Annotated in this window: 12 protein-coding genes; 5 read left to right on the top strand and 7 right to left on the bottom strand. The window is 69.8% G+C overall.

Translation table 11 applies throughout. The features are described from left to right. The first annotated feature begins 246 nt into the window (after positions 1 to 246). Together VFZ09_RS50635 and VFZ09_RS50640 are read left to right on the top strand one after the other, a co-directional pair. Entirely contained in the window at positions 247 to 7332 is a 7086-nt protein-coding gene (locus tag VFZ09_RS50635) for an Ig-like domain-containing protein (protein ID WP_329735083.1), read from the top strand. A 103-nt stretch (positions 7333 to 7435) separates the two neighbouring features. Then, positions 7436 to 8452, top strand: a complete 1017-nt coding sequence (locus VFZ09_RS50640) for a metallophosphoesterase (protein WP_329735084.1) — start codon at positions 7436 to 7438, stop codon at positions 8450 to 8452. A 30-nt stretch (positions 8453 to 8482) separates the two neighbouring features. Here VFZ09_RS50640 and hemW read toward each other — a convergent pair whose 3' ends face one another. Both hemW and VFZ09_RS50650 read right to left on the bottom strand, forming a co-directional pair. Next, complete coding sequence (hemW, locus tag VFZ09_RS50645; protein WP_329735085.1) at positions 8483 to 9706, bottom strand: radical SAM family heme chaperone HemW; 1224 nt, start codon at positions 9704 to 9706, stop codon at positions 8483 to 8485. A gap of 6 nt (positions 9707 to 9712) precedes the next feature. Continuing rightward, the gene (locus VFZ09_RS50650) at positions 9713 to 11236 is read right to left on the bottom strand and encodes a hypothetical protein (protein WP_329735086.1); all 1524 of its coding nucleotides are present in this window, start codon (positions 11234 to 11236) and stop codon (positions 9713 to 9715) included. 192 nt (positions 11237 to 11428) lie between these two features. On the opposite strand from VFZ09_RS50650, the gene VFZ09_RS50655 reads away from it, so the two are divergent. After that, complete coding sequence (locus VFZ09_RS50655; protein ID WP_329735087.1) at positions 11429 to 14032, top strand: pitrilysin family protein; 2604 nt, start codon at positions 11429 to 11431, stop codon at positions 14030 to 14032. Positions 14033 to 14144: 112 nt separating this feature from the next. Here VFZ09_RS50655 and VFZ09_RS50660 read toward each other — a convergent pair whose 3' ends face one another. From VFZ09_RS50660 to VFZ09_RS50680, 5 genes are read right to left on the bottom strand one after another with little or no spacing between them, the layout of a single operon-like run. Continuing rightward, the gene (locus tag VFZ09_RS50660) at positions 14145 to 19409 is read right to left on the bottom strand and encodes a hypothetical protein (protein WP_329735088.1); all 5265 of its coding nucleotides are present in this window, start codon (positions 19407 to 19409) and stop codon (positions 14145 to 14147) included. 9 nt (positions 19410 to 19418) lie between these two features. Further along, complete coding sequence (locus tag VFZ09_RS50665; RefSeq protein ID WP_329735089.1) at positions 19419 to 19931, bottom strand: hypothetical protein; 513 nt, start codon at positions 19929 to 19931, stop codon at positions 19419 to 19421. Between the two features lie 11 nt (positions 19932 to 19942). Continuing rightward, the gene (locus VFZ09_RS50670) at positions 19943 to 21112 is read right to left on the bottom strand and encodes a prepilin-type N-terminal cleavage/methylation domain-containing protein (protein ID WP_329735090.1); all 1170 of its coding nucleotides are present in this window, start codon (positions 21110 to 21112) and stop codon (positions 19943 to 19945) included. Next, positions 21112 to 21678 carry a hypothetical protein gene (locus VFZ09_RS50675; protein WP_329735091.1) on the bottom strand — a complete coding sequence of 189 codons (567 nt, stop codon included), beginning with the start codon at positions 21676 to 21678 and terminating at the stop codon, positions 21112 to 21114. The genes VFZ09_RS50670 and VFZ09_RS50675 overlap by 1 nt, the downstream gene beginning before the upstream one ends. Before the next feature lie 5 nt (positions 21679 to 21683). Continuing rightward, positions 21684 to 22466, bottom strand: a complete 783-nt coding sequence (locus VFZ09_RS50680; protein ID WP_329735092.1) for a prepilin-type N-terminal cleavage/methylation domain-containing protein — start codon at positions 22464 to 22466, stop codon at positions 21684 to 21686. Between the two features lie 285 nt (positions 22467 to 22751). Between VFZ09_RS50680 and prmA the strand changes: the two genes are divergently transcribed. Together prmA and VFZ09_RS50690 are read left to right on the top strand one after the other, a co-directional pair. Continuing rightward, entirely contained in the window at positions 22752 to 23624 is an 873-nt protein-coding gene (gene prmA, locus VFZ09_RS50685) for a 50S ribosomal protein L11 methyltransferase (protein WP_329735093.1), read from the top strand. Between the two features lie 33 nt (positions 23625 to 23657). Then, complete coding sequence (locus VFZ09_RS50690; protein WP_329735094.1) at positions 23658 to 24146, top strand: DUF962 domain-containing protein; 489 nt, start codon at positions 23658 to 23660, stop codon at positions 24144 to 24146. Positions 24147 to 24334: the final 188 nt, after the last annotated feature.

Genomic DNA, 24334 nt, shown 5'->3' on the forward strand with positions numbered 1-24334 from the left:
GGGTGTGGCGTGGCGTTTCGCCACAGAGGCGTTCCGCCACGCTCCCCCGCCCTCTCGGAGAGCAGGCACGCCCCACCACATGCTTGTCGTTGCAACGAGTCCCGGGGAGGCACGGGCAGGCGCGGGGCCGGAATTCGCGGCCGGGAATCAAAGTGACATAAGCTGAACACTCGAATGACCGCTGGCTCCGACTTTGCACAAGGGGCGCCCCGGCCATTCCCCACCCCCGAGTCCCCCGTGGCACCTATGCGAAATCACGTACCGCCACTCCCCACCGAGCGCCGGAGCCTCGCGCCGCTGCTGCTCGCGCTCGCGGTGCTGCTGACGTCCGGCAGCGCCCGGGCCCAGGCACCCACCAACAACGCGGCCCCCAAGCTGCGTTACACGGCCGACCTGTACGGCAACTTCGCGCTGATCGGCAACACACTCGGCCAGGACTGCCGCAGCACCACGCCGCGGCCGCTCACCGGCAGGACGCCGCCGAACGACTTCGTCTACGGCGAGCGGAGCTGCTCCGGGCGTGACACCTCGCCGGACTTCTTCTGGACCCTGAACGACTGGACGCTCGAGAGCACCGGGGCCGCCACCAGTCCCTACCTCCCGCCCGACGGCAGCGCGCCGGCGCCGGCCAATCCCCTGCAGGCCCGCAGCCAGGCGGTGCTCACCCTGCCCTCCGGGGCCCGGGTGGTGTACGCGCGCCTCTACTGGGCGGCCACCCGCTTCAACTCGTCCGCCGGTGACAAGATCGCCGCGCCGGACCTGACCGCCACGGTGTCGCGCTCGGGCGTGGCCGGCTTCGAGAAGTTCCTCACCGCCGACGACTACGCCTTCCAGCAGGACCCGGGCGCGGAGTACCAGTACCAGTCCACCGCGGACATCACGGACCTGGTGAAGGCGTACGGCGCGGGCGTCTACCAGGTCAGCGACGTGCAGGCCATCCCCTTCGACACCACGACGGGCGAGTACCTCTTCGACGCCTGGTGGATGGTGGTCTTCTACGAGGAGCCGGGCTCCATCACCAAGCGGCACCTGAAGCTCTTCGACAGCATGCGCGTGGTGGCGGGCACGCCCGGCACCACCGTCTCGCTGACGGGCTTCCACGTGCCCACGTACGCCCAGGACGCCAAGCTGGGCGTCATCGCCTTCGAGGGTGATGACCCGGCGCCGGACGTCAACGACACGTTCGAGTTCAACGGCACGGTGCTCAGCAACGACCTCAACCCGGCCAACAACTTCTTCAACAGCACGCGCTCGTGGACCAAGACCAAGACGAGCGTGCGCACCGACACGCCGCTGACCGGCGTGCCCACCGGCTCCGACGGAGAGCTGGACACCCTGCCCATCAGCCACCGGTATGACCGGCCCCAGCTCACCGGTACGCCCGGCAGCTTGTCCGGCATGGACCTGGACGTGGTGGACGTCACGGTGGCCGCGGGCGCCAAGACCGCCACGGTGAAGGTCAACACCAGCGGAGACAAGTTCTGGCTGGGCGGCTTCATCACCTCCATCACCACCCAGGCCCCGGACTTCACCCACACCCTCAAGTCCGTGCGCAACACCACCCGCACCGACGGCACGGTGCGCCCCGGCGACGTGCTCGAGTACACCATCACCACCCGCAACGTGGGTGATGACCACTCGCGCGACACGGTGCTCACGGATCCGCTGCCCACGCTGCTCGACTACGTGCCGGAGTCCATCCGGATCCTCACGGTGGCGGCGAGCGACACCGCCACGCCCGGTGCCCGCACGGACGCCAAGGGGGATGACACCGCCTTCTACGACTCCGCCACCCACTCCATCACCGTGTACCTGGGCGCGGGTGCCACGGCCTCCACGGGCGGCACCCTCCGGGGCATCGTGGCCCCGGGGGATGTGGGCGAGAGCACCAGCATCTCCTTCCAGATGCGGGTCAAGACCACCACCACGGGCAAGGTGGAGAACCAGGCCTTCATCACCGCGGGTGGCCTGCTGGGCATCGACCCGGTGACGACGCCCTCGCGCAGCCCGGCCGGCAGCGGCCCCACGCGCATCGAGGTGGCCATCGTCCCGACGCCCGTCATCACCGCGCCGGCCAATGGCTCCATCACCAACGACAACACGCCCACGTACACCGGCACGTCCCTGCCGGGCACCACGGTCACCGTGAGGAACGCGGGCGGCACGGTGCTGTGCAGCGCGACCACGGACTCCTCCGGCAACTGGACCTGCACGGGCACCACGCCGCTGGGCGAGGGCCCCCACACCGTCAACGCGATCGCCACGGACGGCACGGGCACCCCGAGCCAGCCGGCGAGCACCACCTTCACGGTGGACACGGTGGCGCCCAATCCGCCCGTCATCACCTACCCCGCCTCGGGCGCCGTGCTCACCCTCCAGCGGCCCCTGTTCACCGGTACCGCCGAGCCCAACGCCACGGTCATCGTGAGCGTGGATGGCAAGGTGATCGGCCGGGTGGTGGCGGACAGCACGGGCAAGTGGTCGTTCCCGGCGCCGACTCCGCTCGAGGACGGTCCGCACACCGTCAGTGCCACGGCGAAGGACGCGGCGGGCAACACCAGCTCCGCCACCAGCGTCCCCTTCACCATCGACGCGAAGCCGCCGGATACGCGCATCCTCACCGTCACCCCGCCGGATGCCGAGACGCCCAGCACCACCATCTCCTTCACCTTTGATGCCCCGGGCCGCTTCGACATCGGCAGCTACGACTGCAGCCTCGATGGCCGGACCTTCGTGACGTGCAGCAGCCCGAAGGCCTACGCGGATCTGACCGACGGCCGTCACACCTTCGCCGTGCGCGCCCGCACCTATAGCGGCGTCGTGGATCCCACGCCAGCCACCTACACCTGGTTCGTCGGCGTCGACACCGACAAGGACGGCATCGCCGACAGCATCGAGACGGCCACCGGCACGGATCCGAACGATGATGACTCGGACGACGACGGCATCACGGACGGCAACGAGGACGCCAACCGCGACGGCTACGTGGATCCGGGCGAGACCGACCCGCGCAACAGGGACACCGATGGTGACGGCCTCCAGGACGGCACCGAGAAGGGCCTGACCGCGCCCCAGGGTACGGGCACCAACATGACGGTGTTCATCCCGGATGCGGACCCCACCACCACGACGGACCCGCTCGACTCCGACACCGACGACGGCGGCGTGTCCGATGGCGTGGAGGACATCAACCACAACGGCCGCATCGACCCGGGCGAGCGCAACCCCAACGACCCCGCGGACGACAAGGTGGGCGCGAAGGACACCGACGGCGACGGCATCCCCGACGATGTCGAGACGGCCACCGGCACCAGCCCCACCGACGACGACTCGGATGACGACGGCATCACGGACGGCAACGAGGACACCGACCATGACGGTATCGTGGACCCGGGCGAGACCAACCCGCGCAAGGCCGACTCGGACAACGATGGCCTGCAGGACGGCACCGAGAAGGGCCTGACCACTCCCCAGGGCACGGGCACCAACCTGTCCGTCTTCCAGCCGGACACGCACCCGGCCAGCACCACCCACCCGCTCGACGACGACACGGACGACGACGGCCTGCTGGACGGCACCGAGGACGCCGACCACGACGGCGCCGTGGACCCGGCCGAGACCGATCCGAAGCAGCGCGATACGGACGGCGACGGCCTCCAGGACGGCACCGAGCTGGGCCTGGCCGCGCCCCAGGGCACGGGCACCAACGCGTCCATCTTCCAGAAGGACGAGGACCCCGCCACCCAGACGGATCCGCTCGAGGTGGACACCGACGGCGGCAGCGTGTCCGACGGCCTCGAGGACGCGAACCACAACGGCAAGATCGACCCGGGCGAGCGCAACCCGCTCGACCCCGCGGATGACCTGACCGTCACCGACACCGACAAGGATGGCATCCCCGACAGCGTCGAGACGGCCTCCGGCACGGATCCGAACGATGACGACTCCGACGACGACGGCATCCTGGACGGCAACGAGGACGCCGACCACGACGGCGTGGTGGACCCGGGCGAGACCAACCCGCGCAACAACGACACCGACAACGACGGCGTCCAGGATGGCACCGAGAAGGGCCTGACCGCGCCCCAGGGCACGGGCACCAACGCGACCCTCTTCCAGCCGGACACGGATGGCTCCAGCACCACCAACCCGCTCGACGACGACTCGGATGACGACGGCCTGCTGGACGGCAGCGAGGACGCCGACCGCGACGGCGCCGTGGACGCCACCGAGACCGACCCGCGCAAGGCGGACACGGACGGCGATGGCCTGCAGGACGGCACCGAGAAGGGCCTCTCCTCTCCCCAGGGCCTGGGCACCGACCTGGCGGTCTTCATCCCGGATGCGCACCCGGCCACCCGGACGGACCCGCTCGAGGCGGACACCGATGGCGGCAGCGTGTCCGACGGCGTCGAGGACGTGAACCACAACGGCCGCGTCGACCCGGGCGAGCGCAACCCGCTCGACCCCACGGACGACGTCGACACCGACGGTGACGGCATCCCCGACAGCGTCGAGACGGCCACGGGCACCGACCCGACGAAGGCCGACACGGACGGCGACGGCATCCCCGATGGTGTCGAGGACAAGGACCACGACGGCGTCGTGGACCCGGACGAGACCGATCCGCGCAAGACCGACTCGGACGGCGACGGCATCCCCGATGGCACCGAGGACAAGGACCACGACGGTGTCGTGGATCCGGGCGAGACGGATCCGCGCAAGACCGACTCGGACGGCGACGGCATCCCCGACGGTGTCGAGGACACGGACCACGACGGTGTCGTGGACCCGGGCGAGACGGATCCGACGAAGACCGACTCGGACAACGACGGCCTGCCGGATGGCATCGAGGACAAGAACCACAACGGCGTCGTGGACGCGGGCGAGACCGACCCGAGGAACCCCGACACGGATGGTGGCGGCGTGCTCGATGGCGCCGAGGACAAGAACCACAACGGCGTCGTGGACGCGGGCGAGACCGACCCGCTCGACCCCGAGGATGACGACGCGAGCCGGGACACGGACGGCGACGGCATCCCCGACGTGACCGAGAAGGAGCTCGGCCTCGACCCGAACGACAACGACAGCGATGACGACGGCGTGCCCGATGGCCAGGACGGCATCACCGACACGGATGGGGACGGCCGCATCGACGCGCTCGACCCGGACAGCGACAACGACGGCATCAAGGACGGCACCGAGCTCGGTGTGACGCGGGCCAACGCTCCCGCGGGCACCAACACCAGCTCGCCCAACTTCGTGCCCGACGAGGACCCGGCCACCACCACCGACCCGAAGAAGGCCGACACCGACGGTGACGGGCTGACGGACGGCGCCGAGGACAAGAACCACGATGGCCGGCTGAGCTCGGGCGAGACCGACCCGAACGACACGGACACCGACGACGGTGGCCTGTCCGACGGTGACGAGGTGAAGGCCAACACCAACCCGCTGGACGACACGGACGACTTCATCATCGCCGGCCGTGGCTGCAGCACCTCGGGGGGTGGCTCTCCGCTGGTGTGGCTGGCGGCGCTGGTGCTGCTCGCCATGCCCGTCCTGCGGCGCACCTCGCGCCGTGGCGCGGCGGTGACGGGTGGAGTGCTGGGCCTCATGGGCGTGCTGGCCGCTCCGGCGGCGGACGCCCAGGGTCCCACGCCGTCCCCGCTGTCGCAGTCCATCGACGTGCAGCGCTACAAGCCCGGCCCCGGTGCCACCGACATCCTCGGCGTCCATGGCGCCCGGGTGGACGGCCACCTGGGCTGGCACCTGGCGGCCTCGCTCAACTACGCGAGCAACCCGCTGGGCTTCCTGGATCCGCGTCAGGACGACTTCGTCTACTCCATCGTCGCCAACCAGGTGACGGTGGACCTGATGGGCTCCATCTCGCTGTGGGACCGGTTCGAGCTGGGTGTGGCCGTGCCCGTCACGTACCAGTCCTCGGAGAGCGGCGCCTCCATCACGCCGGCCTTCCAGAACGGCGTGAGCGGCGCGGGCGTGGGTGACCTGCGGCTGGTGCCCAAGGCCCACCTGCTGACCGCGGGTGGGTTCGACCTGGGCGTGGTGGTGCCCGTGCTGCTGCCCAGCGCGGGTGGCCAGGGCTTCCGCGGCGGCGCGGGTGTGAGCGCCCGTCCGCAGCTGGTGGGCGAGTGGGGCAATGGCAACGGACTGCGGCTGGTGGCCAACCTCGGCGCCAACCTCCAGCCCGAGCAGCAGGTGCGCAACCTGCGCACGGGCACCGAGCTGATGTACGCGATCGGTGCCCAGGTGCCCCTCACGGAGAAGCTCGCGGTGCGCGCCAACCTGGCGGGTGCCTTCGGGTTGAACGACCAGGACATGGAGGGGCGTCCGCTGGAGCTCCTCGCGGCGGTGCAGTACCGCATCACCCCCGGACTGGCGGCCCACGTGGGCGGTGGCCCGGGCCTCACGCGCGGCTACGGCACCCCGGGCTTCCGCCTCTTCGCCGGGGTGGATTGGACGCAGCCCGGTGAGCGCGCTCCGGCCGCTCCGCCCCCGCCCGCCGACACGGACTCGGATGGCGTCACGGACGACAAGGATCAGTGCGCCCAGGGCCCCGAGGACATGGACGGCTTCCAGGACGACGACGGCTGCGCGGACCCGGACAACGACGGGGACGGCATCCCGGACACGAGCGACCAGTGCCGCGATCAGCCCGAGACCGTGAACGGCTTCCAGGACGAGGACGGCTGCCCGGACAAGGTGCCGGTGGACTCGGACAAGGACGGCCTGACGGATGACCAGGACAAGTGCCCGGCCCAGCCCGAGGACAAGGACGGCTTCCAGGACGAGGACGGCTGCCAGGACAGTGACAACGACAAGGACGGCGTGCCGGACTGGGAGGACCAGTGCCCCATGCAGCCCGAGGTCATCAACGGGGTGAAGGACGAGGATGGCTGCCCCGACGAGGGCAAGTCCAAGGTGCGCCTGGAGGCCAAGCGCATCGTCATCCTGGACAAGGTGTACTTCGCCACCAACAAGGACGTCATCCTGCCCAAGTCGTTCGACCTGCTGAACCAGGTGGCGTCGGTGCTGCGCGCCAATCCGCAGATCGAGCTGCTGCGCGTGGAAGGCCACACGGACAACCAGGGCAAGCCCGCCAAGAACCAGGACCTGTCGGAGCGCCGCGCGGCCAACGTGCGCGCCTTCCTCATCAAGGAGGGCGTGGCGGCGGAGCGCCTCGAGTCGGTGGGCTACGGCCAGACGAAGCCGGTGGACACGAACAAGACGGCGGCGGGCCGTGAGAACAACCGCCGCGTCGAGTTCAACATCCTGAAGGTCGCTGGCGAGGACGCCGAGCAGCCGAAGTAACGGAGCACCCGGCCCCGGCCGGACACACGCGGCGCGAGCAGGCGAACGCCCTGCTCGCGCCGTTTCCGTTTCGAGTCCCCTCTCCCTCTGGGAGAGGGTTAGGGTGAGGGTCTTCCCCGAGGAGCGCACCGTGCCCCCCACCCTCCGCCCGCTCGTCCTGCCCCTGCTCGTCCCCGTGTTGCTGGCGGCGGCGCCTCCCAAGGCCACACCCGCCATGCCCCGCCTGGAGGATGCCGTGCCCGATACCTTCACTGGCGTGGAGCGCGTGGTGGCGGTGGGAGACGTGCACGGGGACGTGGACGCACTGAAGGAAGTGCTGCGGCTGGCGAAGCTCATCGACGAGAAGGGCCGGTGGAGTGGCGGCAAGGCCCACCTGGTGCAGACGGGGGACATCCCGGACCGCGGGGAGCGCACGCGGGAGGCCTTCGAGCTGCTGATGCGGCTGGAGGGCGAGGCGCGCGCGGCGGGAGGCCGGGTGCACGCGCTGCTGGGCAACCACGAGGCGATGAACATGCTCGGGGACCTGCGCTACGTGGCGCCGGGAGAGATGGCCTCGTTCGCGGACCAGAGCCCCGAGCCGGATGCGTCCGGCGCACCGCGAGGAGCCAACGGGCACCGCGAGGCGTATGGGCTCCAGGGGCGCTATGGCCGGTGGCTGCGCACGCATGCCGCGGTGGTGCGCATCAATGACACGCTCTTCGTGCACGGCGGAGTGGCCCCGGAGGTGCCGGCGAAGACGCTGCCCGAGCTCAACCGGTGGGTGCGGCAGGACCTGTTCCCCGGCAACCCACCGGGAGGAGCGAAGGACCCGCAGGGGCCGTTGTGGTTCCGCGGCTACGCGCTGGGGCAGGAGGAGGAAGCGGCCCGCGCGCTCGAGGCGGTGCTGCAACGCTTCGGCGCGAAGCGAATGGTGATGGGACACACCACGGACCGCGATGGGAAGATCCGCACGCGGCTCGATGGGAAGGCGGTGTTCATCGACACCGGGCTGAGCACCGGCTACGGCCGTCACCTCTCGGCGCTGGAGCTGCGAGGCGGCAAGGTGACCGCCCTCTATGCCGACGGCCGCGTGGAGCTGGTGGCCCCCGAGGCGGCGAAGGCGGGCAAGGTCAGCCCCTGACCCAGCACCGTCCGATGAAGACACCGAGCCCTACAGAAGCCGCGCGCTGATGGCGCTGTGCACGTCCGCGCCCGCCTCGGTGAGCACGAGCCTCGAGCCCTCGAGCCGTGCCAGGCCGTGCTGCACCAACCGGGAGATCTCCTTCCGGCGCGGCTCCGGATCCTGCCCGTAGCGCGTGCACACCGCCTCCCAGTCCACCCCGGAGCGCAGCCGCAGCCCCATGGCCAGGCGCTCCTCGAAGAGCTCCAGGGGGCTCAGCTCCTCGCGGCTGGACTCCGGAAGCTTCCCCTCCTCCGCGGCGCGCATGTACGCGTCCGAGCCGCGCAGGTCCACGTAGCGGTAGCCCGCGGGCCGCTCGCCGGGCCCGGAGGTGAGCAGCATGCCCGTGGCGCCCACGCCCAGCGCGAGGTACTCGCCTCCCGTCCAGTAGAGCGCGTTGTGCCGCGAGCCGTACCCGGGCCGGGCGTGGTTGGAGATCTCATAACGCACCAACCCGTGCTCGCCGTAGGCGTCGCGGATGGCCTTCGTCATCTCCACCACCTCCTCGTCCGGAGGCAGCACCACCTCGCCCTTGTCGAGCTGCCGGGACAGCGGCGTGGCCACCGCCAGCGACTCGCGGTCCACCGTCAGCGCGTAGGTGGACAGGTGCTCGGGCCCGAGCGCCGCCGCCCGGCGCGCATCCGACTCCGCCTGGGCCCGCGTCTGCCCGTGCACCCCGTAGATGAAGTCCATGGACACCACGTCGAAGCCCGCGCGCCGTGCCGTCTCGTACGCCGCCACCGCCTCCGTGCCGGTGTGCTCGCGCCCCAGCGACTTCAGCAGCGAATCCTCGAAGGACTGCACGCCCAGCGAGACGCGGTTGACGCCCGCCGCCCGGTAGCCGGCGAAGCGCTCGGCGTCCGCGACACTCGGGTTGGCCTCCAGGGAGATCTCCGCCCCCGGCGCCACCTTCAGCCGCGCCGCCACGCCCTCCAGCACGAGCGCCACCCAGCGCGGATGCCAGAGGGACGGCGTCCCGCCGCCGAGGAAGATGGACTCCAGCGTGCGCTCGCGCAGCGAGGGCTCCGCCGCCAGCCGCGTGTCCAGCTCCGCCAGCACCGCGCGCGCATAGCGCTCCTCGGGCACCTGGCGCACCACGGCCACCGCGAAGTCGCAGTAGGGGCATTTGGAGAGACAGTACGGGAAGTGCACGTACAGCCCGAATCGCGCCGCTGCCGTTCCCGTGAGGGGGTCGATGGGGCCCGCGAAGTCCATGGGGCGCTACTTCGCCCCCCGGAGCTGCGCGAGCTGCGCCTCCAGCTTCGCCACCTTCATCTTGTAGCTGGCGGCCGACTCCAACGCCGTCTCCGCCGCCATCAGCTTGCGCTTCATCGCCGCCACGTCCTCCTTGAGCTGGTCGCGCTCGGCGAGCACCTCTTCCGCGGCCGGGCCTCCCTGGGTGCGCGCGGCCTCCAGGGCGCCCTCCAGCATCTTCACCCGCTGCCGCAGCCGCTCCGCCTGCTCCTCGGCCTCGTGGGCCCGGCTGTCGGCGTCCAGCTCCTCCACGTCGAGCGCCTCCTCCGCCGCGCGCACGTCCTGCTGCTCCTCCACCTGCTGCCGCACGCGCCCCAGCTCGGCCTCCACGTCCGCCAGCGCGCGCGCCATGTCCTGGCGGTCCGCCTCCACCGTCCCCAGCTCCGCCCGCAGCGCCGCCACCTGCGTCTCGGCCTGCTCCGCCGCTTCCGTCAGCGCCGCCGCGTCCGCCTCCATCCGGTCGCGCAGCTGCACCGCCTCCGTCTCGCTCAGCGCCAGCGACTCGCGCAGCGACGTCAGCTCCGCCTCCGCCGCCTCCAGCCGGGGCGGCAGCTGCGCCAGCTCGGCCAGTGCCGTGTCGCGCTCGGACTCCAGCTGCGCCACCCGCGCCTTCAGCCCCACCGTCTCCGCCTCGACGAGCTCCCGCTCCCGCAGGGCCGCCTCCAGCTGCTCGTGGGTGCTCTCCAGCTCGGCCAGGTTGGCCTGGTACTGCTCGCGCACCGCCTCCAGCGCCCCCTGCATCTCGGCGCGCTCCGCCGCCAGCTCCCCCACCCGGTCCTGCGCCAGCGACAGGGCCTCCTTCGCCCCGACGAGCTCCTCGGCCAGCGCCGCCCGCGAGTCCCGCTCGTGCTTCAGCTCCCCGGTGAGGCGCGACAGCTCCGCCTCCACCTCGGCCAGCGCCCGCGACAGGTCCCTGCGCTCCTCCTCCACCGTCTGCAGCTCGCCCTCCAGCTGCGCCACCCGCGCCTCGGCCACTCCCGTGCGCGCCGCCTCGCGAGACAGCGCCGCGGAGGTCTGCTCCAGCTTCGCGGGCGCGTCCTTCAGCGTGGCGAGCTGCTCACGCGCCTCCGCCACCTGCGTGCGCAGCGAGGCCTCGGACACGCGCAGCGACTGGAGCTCCGACTCACGCTCGGCGTACAGCGCCCGCGCACGGGCCAGCGTCTCCGCCTTCTGCTTCAGCACCGAGCGGAAGTGCTCGACCTTGTCCTCCGGGGCACCGCCCAGGGGCAGGCGCGGCTCGGGAGGCTCGGCGAAGGGGTCCGCCGCGCCCACCGGACGGGCGGGAATGGGCGGAGGCTCCGGGGCCCTGGCCGAGGACTGCACCGACGGCAGCGACATGGCGGGCCGGAAGGCGGCCGGCGCTGCGGGCGCTCCTCTCCGGGGAGGCAACGGCGGGGGCACACCGGGGGTGGCCGGACGCGCCGCCATCTCCCCTTCCAGGCTCTCCCTCAGCTGCGAGAGCGGATCCAGCTCCTCTGACGACGACCCCATGGGTGCCGAGGTTAACCCCCGGACCTCCTCTTCTCCACAGCGCTCCACACGCCACGAGCACTCCGCCCTCCCGGCTGGTCTCCAGGCTCACAACAGGGTCGCGGCCCCCGCTTCCAGGCGTTAGGGACTGGTCGGAAGGGTCCCCGGCTTGCCTTGCCTCCTCACACTGCCGGTGTCAGGTTCGAACGTTCCATGGCTCAGCGCTACACACTTTCCAACGGACTCACCGTCGTCTTCGAGGAGCAGCACGCCGCCCGGGTGGCCGCCTTCCAGGTGTGGGTGAAGGCCGGCAGCGCCGACGAGCGCCCCGACCAGGCGGGCCTCGCGCACCTGCACGAGCACATGCTCTTCAAGGGCACGGCCCGCCGCGGCCCCGGAGAGGTCGCCCGCGACGTGGAGGCCCATGGCGGGGAGATCAACGCCTGGACGTCCTTCGACCAGACGGTCTACCACATCGTCATCGCCAGCCAGTTCGCCCGCATGGGCCTGGACATCCTCGGCGACGCCATCCGCTCCTCCGCCTTCGACGCGGACGAGCTGGCCCGCGAAATCGAGGTGGTCTGCGAGGAGATCAAACGCAGCCAGGACACCCCGGCCCGGCGTGCCTCGAGGGATCTCTTCTCCACCGCCTACCAGGAGCACCCCTACCGCTTCCCCGTCATCGGCACGGCGGAGAGCGTGCGGAGCTTCTCGCGGGACAAGGTGCTCGAGTTCTACCGGCGGCACTACACGCCGAGGAACCTGGTGCTGTCGGCCGCGGGGGACTTCACCGAGGCGGAGCTGCGCCAGTGGGTGGAGGAGCTCTTCGGCGGTGACTGGGGCCGGCCCTACGAGGGAGGCGTGACGCGCGCGCGCGAGCCCGAGGTGGCCCGCCGCCGCGTGCTGCTGCGTCCGGACGAGGTGAAGGAGGTCTACTTCAACCTCGCCTTCCCCATTCCCCAGGCGGACCACCCGGACGTGCCCGCGCTGGATGCGCTGGCGATGCTGGCCGGCCAGGGCGAGGCCTCGCGGCTGGTGCTGGAGGTCAAGCGCAAGCGCAGCCTCGTCAACGACATCCACGCGTACGCCTACACCCCGAGGGACCCGGGCCTCTTCTCCGCCAGCTTCACGCTGCCGCCGGCGAAGCTGACGCAGGCGCTCGAGGAGACGGTGCGGGTGCTGAGCACGCTGCGCACGAGCCTGGTGCCCGCGGACGAGCTGGCCACGGTGAAGGCCCTCATCGAGGCCGAGGCCGTCTACCAGCGCGAGACGGTGCAGGGCCTGGCGCGCAAGATGGGCCACTACCAGTCCTCCATGGGGGACCTGGAGGCGGAGGCGCGCTACTACGAGGCCATCGCCCGGCTCACCCCCGAGCGCATCCGCGAGGTGGCCGAGCGCTACCTGCGCTTCGACCGGACCATCGTCACCGGGCTGCTGCCCCCGGGCACCGCCTTCGGCGCGGAGCAGACCGAGGAGATTCTCGACCGCGTGTCCCGCGAGACCCCCGCCGCGCCGGCCGAGCGCCGCGCGCCCAGGGCCGTGCCCGGCGGGCCCGCGCTGCAGGTGGGCCGCACCGTGCCCGCCTCTCCCGGGAAGATCGTCGAGGAGCGGCTGCCGTCCGGAGCGCGCGTCCTCGTGCGCGAGGAGCGGGCCGTGCCCCTCTTCGCCATGCGCGCCGCCTTCGAGGGCGGCCTGCGCTACGAGACGCAGGAGAACAACGGCATCACCACGCTGCTCGGCCGCAGCCTCACCCGGGGCACGCCCTCGCACGACGCGGAGGAGATCTCCCACCTCATCGACAGCTTCGCCGGCTCGCTGTCGGGCCAGGGCGGGCGCAACTCGGTGGGCCTGCGCGGCGAGTTCCTCTCGCGCCACTTCCAGGACGCCTTCCGCCTCTTCGCCGACTGCCTCCTGAACCCCAGCTTCCCCGAGGCCGAGGTGGCCCGCGAGCGCGCCCTGCTGTTGCAGGACATCCTCACGCGCGAGGACAAGCCCAGTGGCGTGGCGTTCGATCTCTTCGGCCGCACCCTCTTCCGCACGCACCCCTACCGGCTGTCCTCGCTGGGCGAGCAGGCCTCGGTGGAGAAGCTGGGGCCGGACGCGCTGCGCGCCTACCACGCGGCGTACATGGACCCGTCGCAGCTCACCCTGACAGTGGTGGGCGACGTGAGGACGGACGAGGTGCTCGCCCTGGCGCACGAGGCCTTCGGCGCCTCCCGGGGCCGCGCGGCGCCTCCGCCCCAGGTGCGGCCCGAGCCGCCGCCCGACTCCCCGCGCTCGGCCAAGAAGCAGCTGGCGCGCGCGCAGTCCCACCTGGTGCTGGGCTTCCAGGGCGTGCGGGTGAACGACCCACGGCGGCACGCGCTGGAGGTGCTCTCCACGCTGCTCAGCGGGCAGGGCGGGCGCCTCTTCGTGGAGCTGCGCGACAAGCGCTCCATGGCCTACAGCGTGAGCAGCTTCTCCATCGAGGGCGTGGATCCGGGCTACTTCGCCGTCTACATGGGCACCAGCCCGGAGAAGGTGGAGGCCGCGCTCGCCGGCATCCGCGAGGAGCTGGCCCGGGTGCGCGACGAGCCCATCCCCGAGGCGGAGCTCGCCCGCGCGAAGCAGCACCTCATCGGCACGCATGAGATTGGCCTGCAGCGCAACGGGGCGCGCGCCGCGCTGCTCGCGCTGGATGCCTGCTACGGCCTGGGCCAGGAGAACTTCCTGCACTACGCCGAGCGCGTGGCGGCGGTGACGGCCGAGGACGTGCGCACGGTGGCCCGCCAGCTCATCGACTTCGAGCGCGGCGTGCTGGCCCACGTCGGCCCCTGAGCCGGGCCCCGGCTGCCCCGCAAAAACAAATCCCCTCTCCCACGTGCTGGGGAGAGGGGATGAAGTCACCGGGCTTCACCGGGCCCCCGAGGGAGGCCCGGCTCCACCGGAGCTACGGCTGGGCGCAGGCCTCGGCGTTCTCGTGGCGGCACTCGTGCAGGTTGCGCGGCACCTCCATCCAGTAGATGTCCGGGGTGACGTTGGCCTTGTCGCGCAGCTTCTCCGTCTTGGGTGCGTCACCCGGGCTCGTCACCGCCACTTCGAAGCGGATGCCGCCCGTCTTCGACAGCGAGACGATGGGCGCGCCCTCGCTCGGAGGAGCGGTCGTCCCACGGCCCTTGCTGTCGATGAAGCCCAGGCCCATGCGGAAGCCCTCGGCCATGTCCGGCAGACCGGTGATGGCGTCCGCCTGCCACGAGTAGGACATGTCACCCGAACCAGACAGCGAGCAGGCCGAGCCGCTCTTGCCCGCGGCCGGAGAGAACGAGGGCCAGAAGACGACGCCCGCGAGCACCGTCGCGCCCGCCGCCGTGCGCTCCAACAGCGAGTTGTTGTAGCGGATGAACCAACCCGGATCCTCGGCGTTGGCGCGCTTGAGACCCAGCATCTTGGCCGTCGGGATGTAGCGCTGCTTGAAGCCCGAGGCGTCCGGCGCCAGGTACTCGTAGGCCGAGTCCGGAATGGTCACGTCCACCAGCGCGCACCTGGCACCCGTGGGGCAGGTGTAGCCACTCGTCTTGTCCGACACGCGCAGCTTGTCGAACGCGATCGCGCCGGCCTCGTCGCTGAACTTGCGCTGCCAGCCGCCGTACGCGTGGAAGCCGAAGAAGCGGTTGGTCGCCGCCGTCTTCTTCTCCTCGTCGCTCAGCTTCAGGTCCGGGTGCTCGCTCGTGTTGAGGTTGAGGTGGTCTCCCGTCCACTTCGTGCCGGTGCTCTTGGCGAACGACTCCGTCTTGAACGTCTTCTCGGAGCCCGTCCAGGGCGTCGGGTACGTGGTGGAGCCCAGCGCCGCGGCGGGGCAGCTGATGGCGAGGTTCGTCAGCTCCAGGCGCGAGCTGGAGCACGCATCCCCCAGACCGGTGACCCACTCCTCCTTGTTCTCCTTGAGCACGCCCAGCTCGTACTTGAGCGTGGTGGTGCGCTTCTGGCCGTTGACCTCGCCCACCAGCGTGGCGGACACGTTGCACTTGAGGCGGATGCAGGCCAGCAGATCGTCCGGTCCGCAGTCCGAGCCCGTCGTGGTGCGCAGGTGCTGCCGGTCGCCGGTGCCCATGAAGCTGCGCAGCCAGCCCGTCTCCGGCTGCAGGACGTTGGAGGGAATGTTGAAGAAGGGCGCCTTCTCATGGGCGTTCTGCGGCCCGAAGGCGGACCCGTCCTCACGCTGCATCTCCAGCGAGCGGGCGCCGAACCAGTTGTCCACCCGGCCCGAGGCGTCCAGCGTGCCCGGCTTCTTGAAGCGGAACGTCCACGCCTGGCCGCCCATGTCGCCGACGACCATGGTGTCGAAGAAGCCGTCCAGGTCGCGCTCCACGCTCTCCGCCTTGCCGATGTCCACCAGCGCCGGAGAGGCCGCCACGGGCATCATCTGGTTGAGCACGTCGTTGTACGGGCTCGAGGCCTTGAAGCCCGGCTGGGCCTCCGCGGACCACAGCATCTTGCCCGTCCACGCGTCCACCATGTACACGCCGCGGCCGCGCGTCAGGTCCGAGCTGTAGCCACCGTTGAGCACGGCCACCCAGCGCTCCTCCCACCCGCGATCGCCGTTCTTGCCGGAGGTGGCCGCGAGGCGCACCGGTCCGATGGGAGGCGGCTTGGGCGCGAAGTTGGACCAGGACTGGCCCATGCTGGCCGACTGCGGATCACACGCGTTGGGGAACATCCAGCGGAAGGGCTTGGAGCCCGGATCCGACGGAGCCTCCAGGCTCTTGAGCATCAGGTACGGGTCCGTCATGTCCAGCGCCACGTAGCGCTGGCCACCGCCCCGCTCGGTGATGATGGCGATGGAGCGGAACTCGTCGGCCTGCTTGGTGCCGTCCTTGTCGGACTCGGCGTCGGCCGTCGTCTTGAGCCCACCGTCCGCCCAGATGTCGCGCACCATGGGCGTGCCATCCACGTAGTACTCGTGCTTGGCGCCCACCATCAGGCTCAGCTTGGGCAGCAGATCCGGCGGGATGAAGGCCCAGATCTCCTCGCCCGTGCCCACGGTGTACGTGGTGCCGAAGCCCTTCTTGCCCGAGGCGACGTCCCCCTCGGAGCCCACGGGCTCACCCACGTGGATGGCGTGGAGCATGCCGCCGTTGGAGCCCACCAGCGCGATGCGGGGACGTTCGAACGTGTTCCTCTGGAAGTCGCCATAGGCGCCATTGCGCGCGCCCTTGGTGCTCGCCGCCAGGGGAGTGGGCTGGTAGCAGGGCTTGGCACCGCCCGCCACCGCGCACCGCGGCTCGGACGTCACCGAGGCGGAGAAGTCCTCGTAGAGCGTGGACACGCACTGGCCATTGAGGCCCAGCGAGCACAGGAACGGCTCACCCGGCGCCTCCACCGTCACCGGCGTGGAGTGGAAGATGTCCGCGAGCTTGCAGGACTTCGTCTCGCCCGGCTTGTTGTCCGCGCACGGCCGCTCCTCGTTCTTGTTGGAGTCACCGTCGTAGTCGAAGACGTCCACGCCGCGCACGAAGCGGATGAGCGTCTCGGCACACGTCTTCTGCTGCGCGACGGTGCCATCCCACGGCCCCAGTCCCGCCTTGGCGTAGAGCGTGCTGCAGAAGGTGTCACCGCCCGCCATCACGTACTTCTGCAGCTCGGCGATGTTGTCCGTGTGGAACTCGATGGGCGGGTTGTCCGCCACGTCGAACTTCCCGTTGTTGTCCCGGTCGATCATCGTGAAGATGCAGCGGCCCAACGTGTGATCCGGCTTGGCCGCGCCGATGGGCCGCCAGGTGGGATCGCACTTCGCGACGGCCGAGCGCTTGCCGACCGTCTCGCCCAGGTTCCAGAAGGGCTTGGCCTTCACGCCGCCCTCCACCTTGCCATCCCCCACGGGGGTGGCCGTGGCCTGCTTCACCCACTCGCCCTCGGTGTTCTCCTGGACGATGTTGATGGGCTCGAAGCTCTTCGGGTTCGGCACCCCCGGGGACAGGTACTCGATGCCATCGCTGTCCACGAAGAAGGTGTCGTCGCAGTCCTTGTCCTTGTTCAGGTCGAAGTCGTCCCCACCCGTGCTCTTGGCCTTGGAGGCGTCGCAGCCCTGGGCGAACTCGCTGAAGTAGAAGAAGCGGTAGAGGTGACCCTCGTACGGCCGGTTGCGGCGCGGGATGAAGCGGGGCACGAACACGGAGGACTGCGCACCGGAGGCCTGCACGCCGGAGATGTTGGCGGCGGCGAACGAGGTGGACAGCTGCCGGATGTCGCCGAGGGCGTCCAGGATGGCGGTGCGCAGCTGCACGGCGTCGTTGGCCTGGTAGAAGTTGCCCTTGCCGGCCCGCGCGATGCTCTGGAGCATGGCGCTGTTGTCGCCGTAACCGATGGTGTACGTGCGCATCGACTGCACGCCCGCCATGTCGTCGCGCAGGTCCATGTTGGCCAGGAAGAAGGCCACGTCATCCATGAAGTTCTTGTTGCCCACACCGTGGCCAACCGGCCAGTTGTAGTCGGTGTAGTCGCAGTCCGCCTTGGTGAAGTACTCGTCCGGGGTCGGATCCACGTTGTCCACCTTCACGAACTGGTCGCAGTAGTTGATGCCACCGACGTCCGGGTTGAGCTCGGGGTCGATCGGCTCGAACTTGACCGGCTTGCCCTCCAGCAGGCCCGTGCGGGCGCCGTGCTTGACGCCCTTCTCGATGAGCAGCTGCATCATCTTCGTGATGGGCACCGAGTTGTCGTACTTGGGCGCGCCGTCCGTCAGCACGATGACGGAGCTGACCTGGCAGCCGAAGCACACGGACTTGCGGCCACTGAGCTGATCCTCCCAGGGCTGGCCCGGCAGGTACTTGAAGGTGACGGGGTCCGTATAGGGCGGCTTGACCCACTCCTTGGCGTCCACGCCCCAGAAGGCGCCCGGCTTGCCGGTGTACGGGTCATCGTAGGTACCGCCGTTGCAGCAGCCCGGCCAGCCGAAGTCGCCGGGGTTGAGGGGCTGCTTGAACCAGTTCTCCCACTTGTTGTCCGACTTCTGCGAGGAGAAGTAGCCACCCAGCGCGAACAGCGCCTCGCCGATGGAGCGCTCGTTGTTGCGGAAGACCACCTTGTTCACGGCGTTGGTCAGCACGGGCCGGTTGAGGCCCGTCGCCGAGGCCGTGTCCTTGATCTCCGGGAAGGAGTCGTCGCAGCTCGGACGCAGCGGCTCCATGATGAGCGCGGGGTCGAACCAACCGTGGTCCTCACCGAAGGTGGCCACGCCCATGCGCACGTTGGGAGCGATGCGGATGACGTCCTTGAGCACCTTGCGCGCCACCACGAACTTGGGCGGACGCACGTTGAGCACGCGGCCGCTCAGCACCCACTTGCGGAACGCCTCGGGACGCAGCGGCGGCTCGTCCAGCGCCTTGACGGGGCCGGCCTGGCCCGGGTTCGTGGCCTGGGTCTTGGCGGTCACGATCGGACCACGCCACCAGCCCTTGGTCGCCAGACACGCCCGGCACTCGGTCATGATGGGCGAGTCGACGGCGCCATAGGGGTAGTCCGTCGTGTTCCACCCCACGCTGCCGTAGCAGGCCGACAGGGCATCCCCATAGCTGTTCAGGGGGCCGTTGAAGTCATTGCCGTTGATGGTGCCGGCACCCGGGCCTTCCTTCACGTTCCAGTTGAGGCGCCGGCCGCGCGAGAAATAGAAGCGGTTCGGGTCGAAGAACGGCGACGCCAGGGCGCCGTCGGAGTCGTAGACGATGGAGCCGTTCTTCGCCGTGTCGGCGCTGCCCCTGTCGAACCAGCTCATCGCGGCGACGAGCGCTGGATCCTCGCAGCCCGTGTCCATGGCGAGACCGGCCGAGCCCTCGCCACCGTGATCTCCCTTGGCGGGGGTGGCGCTCTTGATCTTGTTGGCCGCGTACCAGCCCGGCGTGAAGACCTCGGGCAGATCCTGGGGGTAGTCCTGCATGGACTCGTTGTTGCCCAGCAGGAACATGGCGCTCGGAGGGCTGGAAGGCACCTCGAAGAAGTCCTTGTCGCCGCCCTGCGAGGGGTTGATCATCGCGTCACCGATGGCCAGCGCGCTCGTGCAGCACGCGGCCTTCGGAGGCGTGTCCACCTCACCCGAGCGGCTCTCCCTGGCCAGCAGTCCCACGGCCCCCGCAACCACTACGCCCGCGGCCACGCCGACTCCGCGGACCGATGGCTTCCGCAGGGCACGTCGCATGGTATCGAAGTCGATGCGCATCATGAAAGGCTCCTAGAGACCGAACCGAACCACGAATTCCACTTCGGTCCCACGACCGTTTTCGTCCACACAGTGGACCGTAATCTTATGCGGAACGCCACCCAAGGTGGTTTTTCCGACAGTATTGGACAGATCTCTCAGCGCCCGCCGGTCACCACCCGCCCTCCCCTCGACGGCCGTGATGCCCGCCACTGACATCTGACCGATGTGGCCGCTGCGCGCACATCGGGAGTCCTCGGGGACGGTGCCGGCGTCGGAGCAGTTGGTGGCGCCCGGCGCGTTGAGGTCCACGTTGACGGCGGAGAGCTCCACGGGCGCGCCATCCAGGAGGCTGAAGCGCGAGAGCATGTACTGACGGCCCGCGTCGGCGCACGCGAGCAGCTCATCGCCGGAGCGCTCGTTGCGGGCCGCGCCCAGCTCACTGTGGGAAAAGGAAACGGCGGCGGCGGCCAGCAGGCTGATGACCGCCAGCAACACCACCACGAGCAACAGCACGGAACCGCGTCTGCCGAGGCGTTTCTTCATGGCAAGTCCTCCTAGCCTCCAGCGCAATTGAAGTCATCCTTGGGAAGGGCGCCCTTGCAGGCGTCCGGAGTCGTAGCGTCCAGCGTATAGACGGGCACCGGCATCTCCGAGGAGCGCATGTTACGCACGTGCACCGACATCTCGGAGACGATGCGGCGGAAACCATAGTCCTTGGGCTTGGGGATGGGGTCCTCGGGCACGGGGACGAGCACCCCGCTGGAGGTGGTCAGCTTGCTGCCGAAGGAGGGAATCTGGTTCATCGCCTGGGGATTGGCGGCCGAGTCGCGGGTGGAGCTGCGGGCCACCAGGCCCACCACCACGGCGCGGATGTTGGCCGGGTTGTCGTTGGCGCGCCGCGGATCGTCCAGGGGCGTCTCGTAATCCGGCGCCGGGTGGAGCGTGTCGTCGTACTTGGTGGGGATGAAGTAGGCGCCGTTGCCGCGCAGGAAGGAGACGCGCAGCGCCTCGATGTCCTCGGCCACCGGCTCGCCGAACGAGTTGGGGTCCGACTCGGCCAGCCCGTGACGGCGGAACAGGTAGGGCCGGGCCGGGGTGCCGGGGTTGCCATCCTCGTCGATGAGCTGGATGGAGTAGTCGTAGACGTCGATCTTGAAGACGTACACGCTCAGCGAGCCGGCGCCAGAGCCGAAACAGCTGGAGGAGAAGTCGTTGAGCCGGGGGAACTTGCCGGTGGCCGCCTCCAGCGACAGGTTGGTGGCGCCCTTGGCGGCATCCAAGCTCAGCTGCGCGTAGGTCCAGGAGAGCGCGCCCGGGCACACCACCTGGAGGATCTGCCCCTTGCGCAGGGACTCGGGCAGCCCGCTGCCGCCCAGGGTGATGCTCGAGGACGTCATGGTGGAGGCGAAGGCGTTGAAGGCCGGGTTGCGCATCCGGAAGACGAGCCGGTCCGAGCGGTTGACGGCGCCGACCGATTCCCGCGACCAGTTGTCCGGGAAGTCGAAGGCGAGCGGCGGCTCGATGCCATAGCCGGCCATGCGCAGGTTGCGCACCACCATCATGTGCGTCTGGCGCAACGAGGCCTGCCCGCCCCGGATGCCCGCCTGCGTGTAGAAGGACTGGGTGTAGCCGAGGAAGGCCGCGGAGACCGCGAGCACCGTGAGGAACGTCACGGCCGAGCCCACCATGAGCTCGATGAGGGTGAATCCACGCTGGCGCCGCATCACACGCCTCCCATCTGGATGCGCATCGTCTGGGTCGTCACGACGCGCGGCTCCCCCGCATCCATGTAGAGCACCTTGACCCAGACCTGCATGCGCTGCACCCCGTCACGCACGAACTCCGTGCGGACGATGTAGAAGCGCTGGTAGACGGTCTCGTTGCGGCCATCCACCTTGTCCTCGTCCTTGAAGACGGGCCGCTGCAGACCGCCGAACGCGGCGCCTCCCAGGCGCAACATCAGCTCGCCGTGCATGCACGCGACATAGGCGTTGTATTCACCCGTGCCCGGCTTGCTCAGCTTGTCGGTCTTGTCCAGCGGATCACTCGCGCACAAGGCGTCGTTGTTGGCCAGCCGGGGATCATCGAAGTTCCACAGTTGGATCTGCTCGGCCAGGTCGTTGGCCACATCCGTGGCCTGCATGAGCCTGCGGGCCTGGCCGGTGGCGCCCCGCGCCTGGATGAGCGCACCGAGCAGACCGGCGAGGCCCACCAGGAACACGACCGCGGCGATGAGGGATTCGATCGTCGTGAAGCCGTGGCGTGGGCGGAAGGAAGCACGTCGCAGCATGGCAATCACCTCGAGGCCGAGAAGGTCCGGACGAGACCGGTGTTGGTGATGACGATGGCCTGCGCGTTCTCCAGACCGCCGCCGCCCACCGGAAGGAAGGCGATGGAGGCCGCGCCATCCGAAGACGGCTTGCCCACGGCATCGGCGAACGTCACCGCGCCATCCGGCTCGAAGAAGATGACGCCCCGGATGGGCTTGGTGGAGCCATCCCCGGAGCAGAAGGTGCAGGGCTTCTCGCTGGGAACGAAGCAGAAGGGCGGCGGGAAGATGTCGGTACTCGTCGACGGCTGGCCCCTGGCGAGGCCGATGCGGCCGGCCAGCAGCGAGGTGCAGCCCTTGTGCGCCACGCGGCCCACGGCCTCGATGAAGCCGCCCGAGAGCACGCGCACCGAGGGGTTGAAGTTGCCCGAGTCGAACAGCGGGAACTCCGAGCCGGAGGGCGCGGGCGCACCGGGCTTCAGGTCGTTCAGGTCCTTCCAGTCGGGCTTGGCCGCCATCGCATCGGCCAGGTTGGACCAGGGGTCCACCACCACCCAATAGCGGATGGGGTTGCCCAGCGTGGGTCCATCCGCGTTGAGCAACACCGCCACGCGCTGGTTGCGGCCATACGCGTGCGAGCGGGCACTGGAGATGACGGCGGCGAACTCGAGCGCGCCACCTGTCAGACGCGTGCGCTGCGGCAACACCTCCAACGCGGCGTACGCGAGCGCGGCCAGGACGGCGACAATGCCCGTGACGGTCGCCATCTCGATGAGGGAGAAACCGGTATTGCGGCGGGTTCGCTTCATAAGGGAGTCCATCATCCGGCGCCCCCGAGCAGAGCCCCACTCCATCCAGACACCGGGCGCACAAAAAAGAGGCTGAGCTTCGAGGGCACTACCGAGGGCACTACCGAAGGCACTACATGGTCCTTGGTGGAGCAGCTTACCGCAAATTCCGACGAGGGATCATCGCATCCTCCGCTCCCTTACGGGACGAGCAACGGAGCAGACCCACCGACTCGGAAATTTCTTTCCCCGCTGCAGGCATCCCGGCATCTTCGGGAAAGCAACGCCAGACGCGAGAAGGGCCACATGACGGGGACGTATCAGACACTCACGGTGGATCTGCCGGAAACGGAGTCGGAGGCCGCCCAGGACTTGCTGCACGAGCTGGGCGCCATGGGACTGGAGGTGAGGGACCGGGAAGGCCCCACCATGCCGGGAGTGCGGGCCCCCGCCGAGGGAGAGGCCATCCTCGTGGCCTACTTCGAGGACGCGGACACGGCCGAGCAGGCGCGCGCGGAGATGCACGAGGCCTACCCCTCGGCGCGGCTGCAGCTGGCCGAGGAGCAGCAACAGGACTGGAGCAATGCGTGGAAGGCCCACATCAAGTCCGTGCAGGTGGGACGGCTGTGGGTGGGCCCCCCCTGGGAGGCGCAGAACGCCCCCGCCGACAAGGTGCGCCTCGTCATCGAGCCGAAGATGGCTTTCGGCACCGGCGACCACCCCACCACCTCGCTGTGTCTGGGTGCGGTGGATGAATACATGAGCACCCATCCGGGTGCGAATGTGCTGGATGTGGGTACAGGAACGGGCGTGCTGGCCATTGCCGCGAAGAAGCTGGGCGCCGGACGGGTGGTGGGCACGGACAACGATCCGGTGTCGGTGGAGCTGGCGAGGGAGAACGCCGTGGACAACGGCACCCCGGACGTGGAGCTGTCGGGCAAGGAGCTGACGGCGGTGGAGGGCACCTTCGACCTGGTGGTGGCCAACATCCTCGCCAACACGCTCATCGAGCTGGCGCCCCTCATCGCCCCGAAGGTGAAGGACAGGCTGCTGATGGCCGGCGTGCTCGCGCATCAGAAGGCGGAGGTGGAGGCGGCCTACGTGAACCTCGGACTGGTGCCAGAGCCGGGTGCCCAACAGGGCGAGTGGGTGCGGCTGGACTTCCACCGCGCGAAATGAACATCCGGCCCGACGGAGGGTTAGAGTCTCCCCATGCTGAAACCACAAACCCAGGCGCTGTTCGACGAGTACATCTCCGCCCACCAGCACCCCACCAACCGGCTCACCCACAAGGTCGCCATCCCCCTCATCGTCCTGCACATCGTCGCCATGCTGGACTGGGTGCGGCTGGCGTCCGTCCCCGCCCTGCCCGGGGGCTCGCTCACCCTCGCCTTCGTGGCGTGGCTGCTCGCCACCGTCTGGTTCGTGCGCGCTGATTTCAAGCTGGGACTCATCGTCTCCGTCGCCGCGGCCCTGTGCATCCCGCTCGGCCGCATGCTGCCTCGCGAGGCCGTCGTCGCCATCGCCGTCTTCGGCTGGCTCGTCCAGCTCGCCGGCCACGCCGTCTGGGAGAAGAAGTCTCCCTCCTTCTTCACCAACCTCGTCCACGCCCTCGTCGGGCCCCTGTTCTTCGTCGCCCTGTTGACCGGGGACTACAAGCTGGCGCCCCAGGCGCAGGCGGCTCCGCAGACGGCACGGTGAGCCTCGGGGTGCTCCTCGGGTAGACCCTCACCCCGGCCCTCTCCCAGAGGGCTCATACTTACCCAGAATCAGCCTTGGGAGAGGAGAGGCGGTGGAGATGCATGCGGTAGATGGTTTCCGCATGCTGAAGCTTCTCCCAGCCACGCCAGAGCGTGCGCCAACCGGGCTCGCCGTCGCCCTTACGGCCG

The organism is Archangium sp. (assembly GCF_036277355.1).
In the GTDB taxonomy this organism is placed as follows: Bacteria; Myxococcota; Myxococcia; order Myxococcales; family Myxococcaceae; genus Archangium.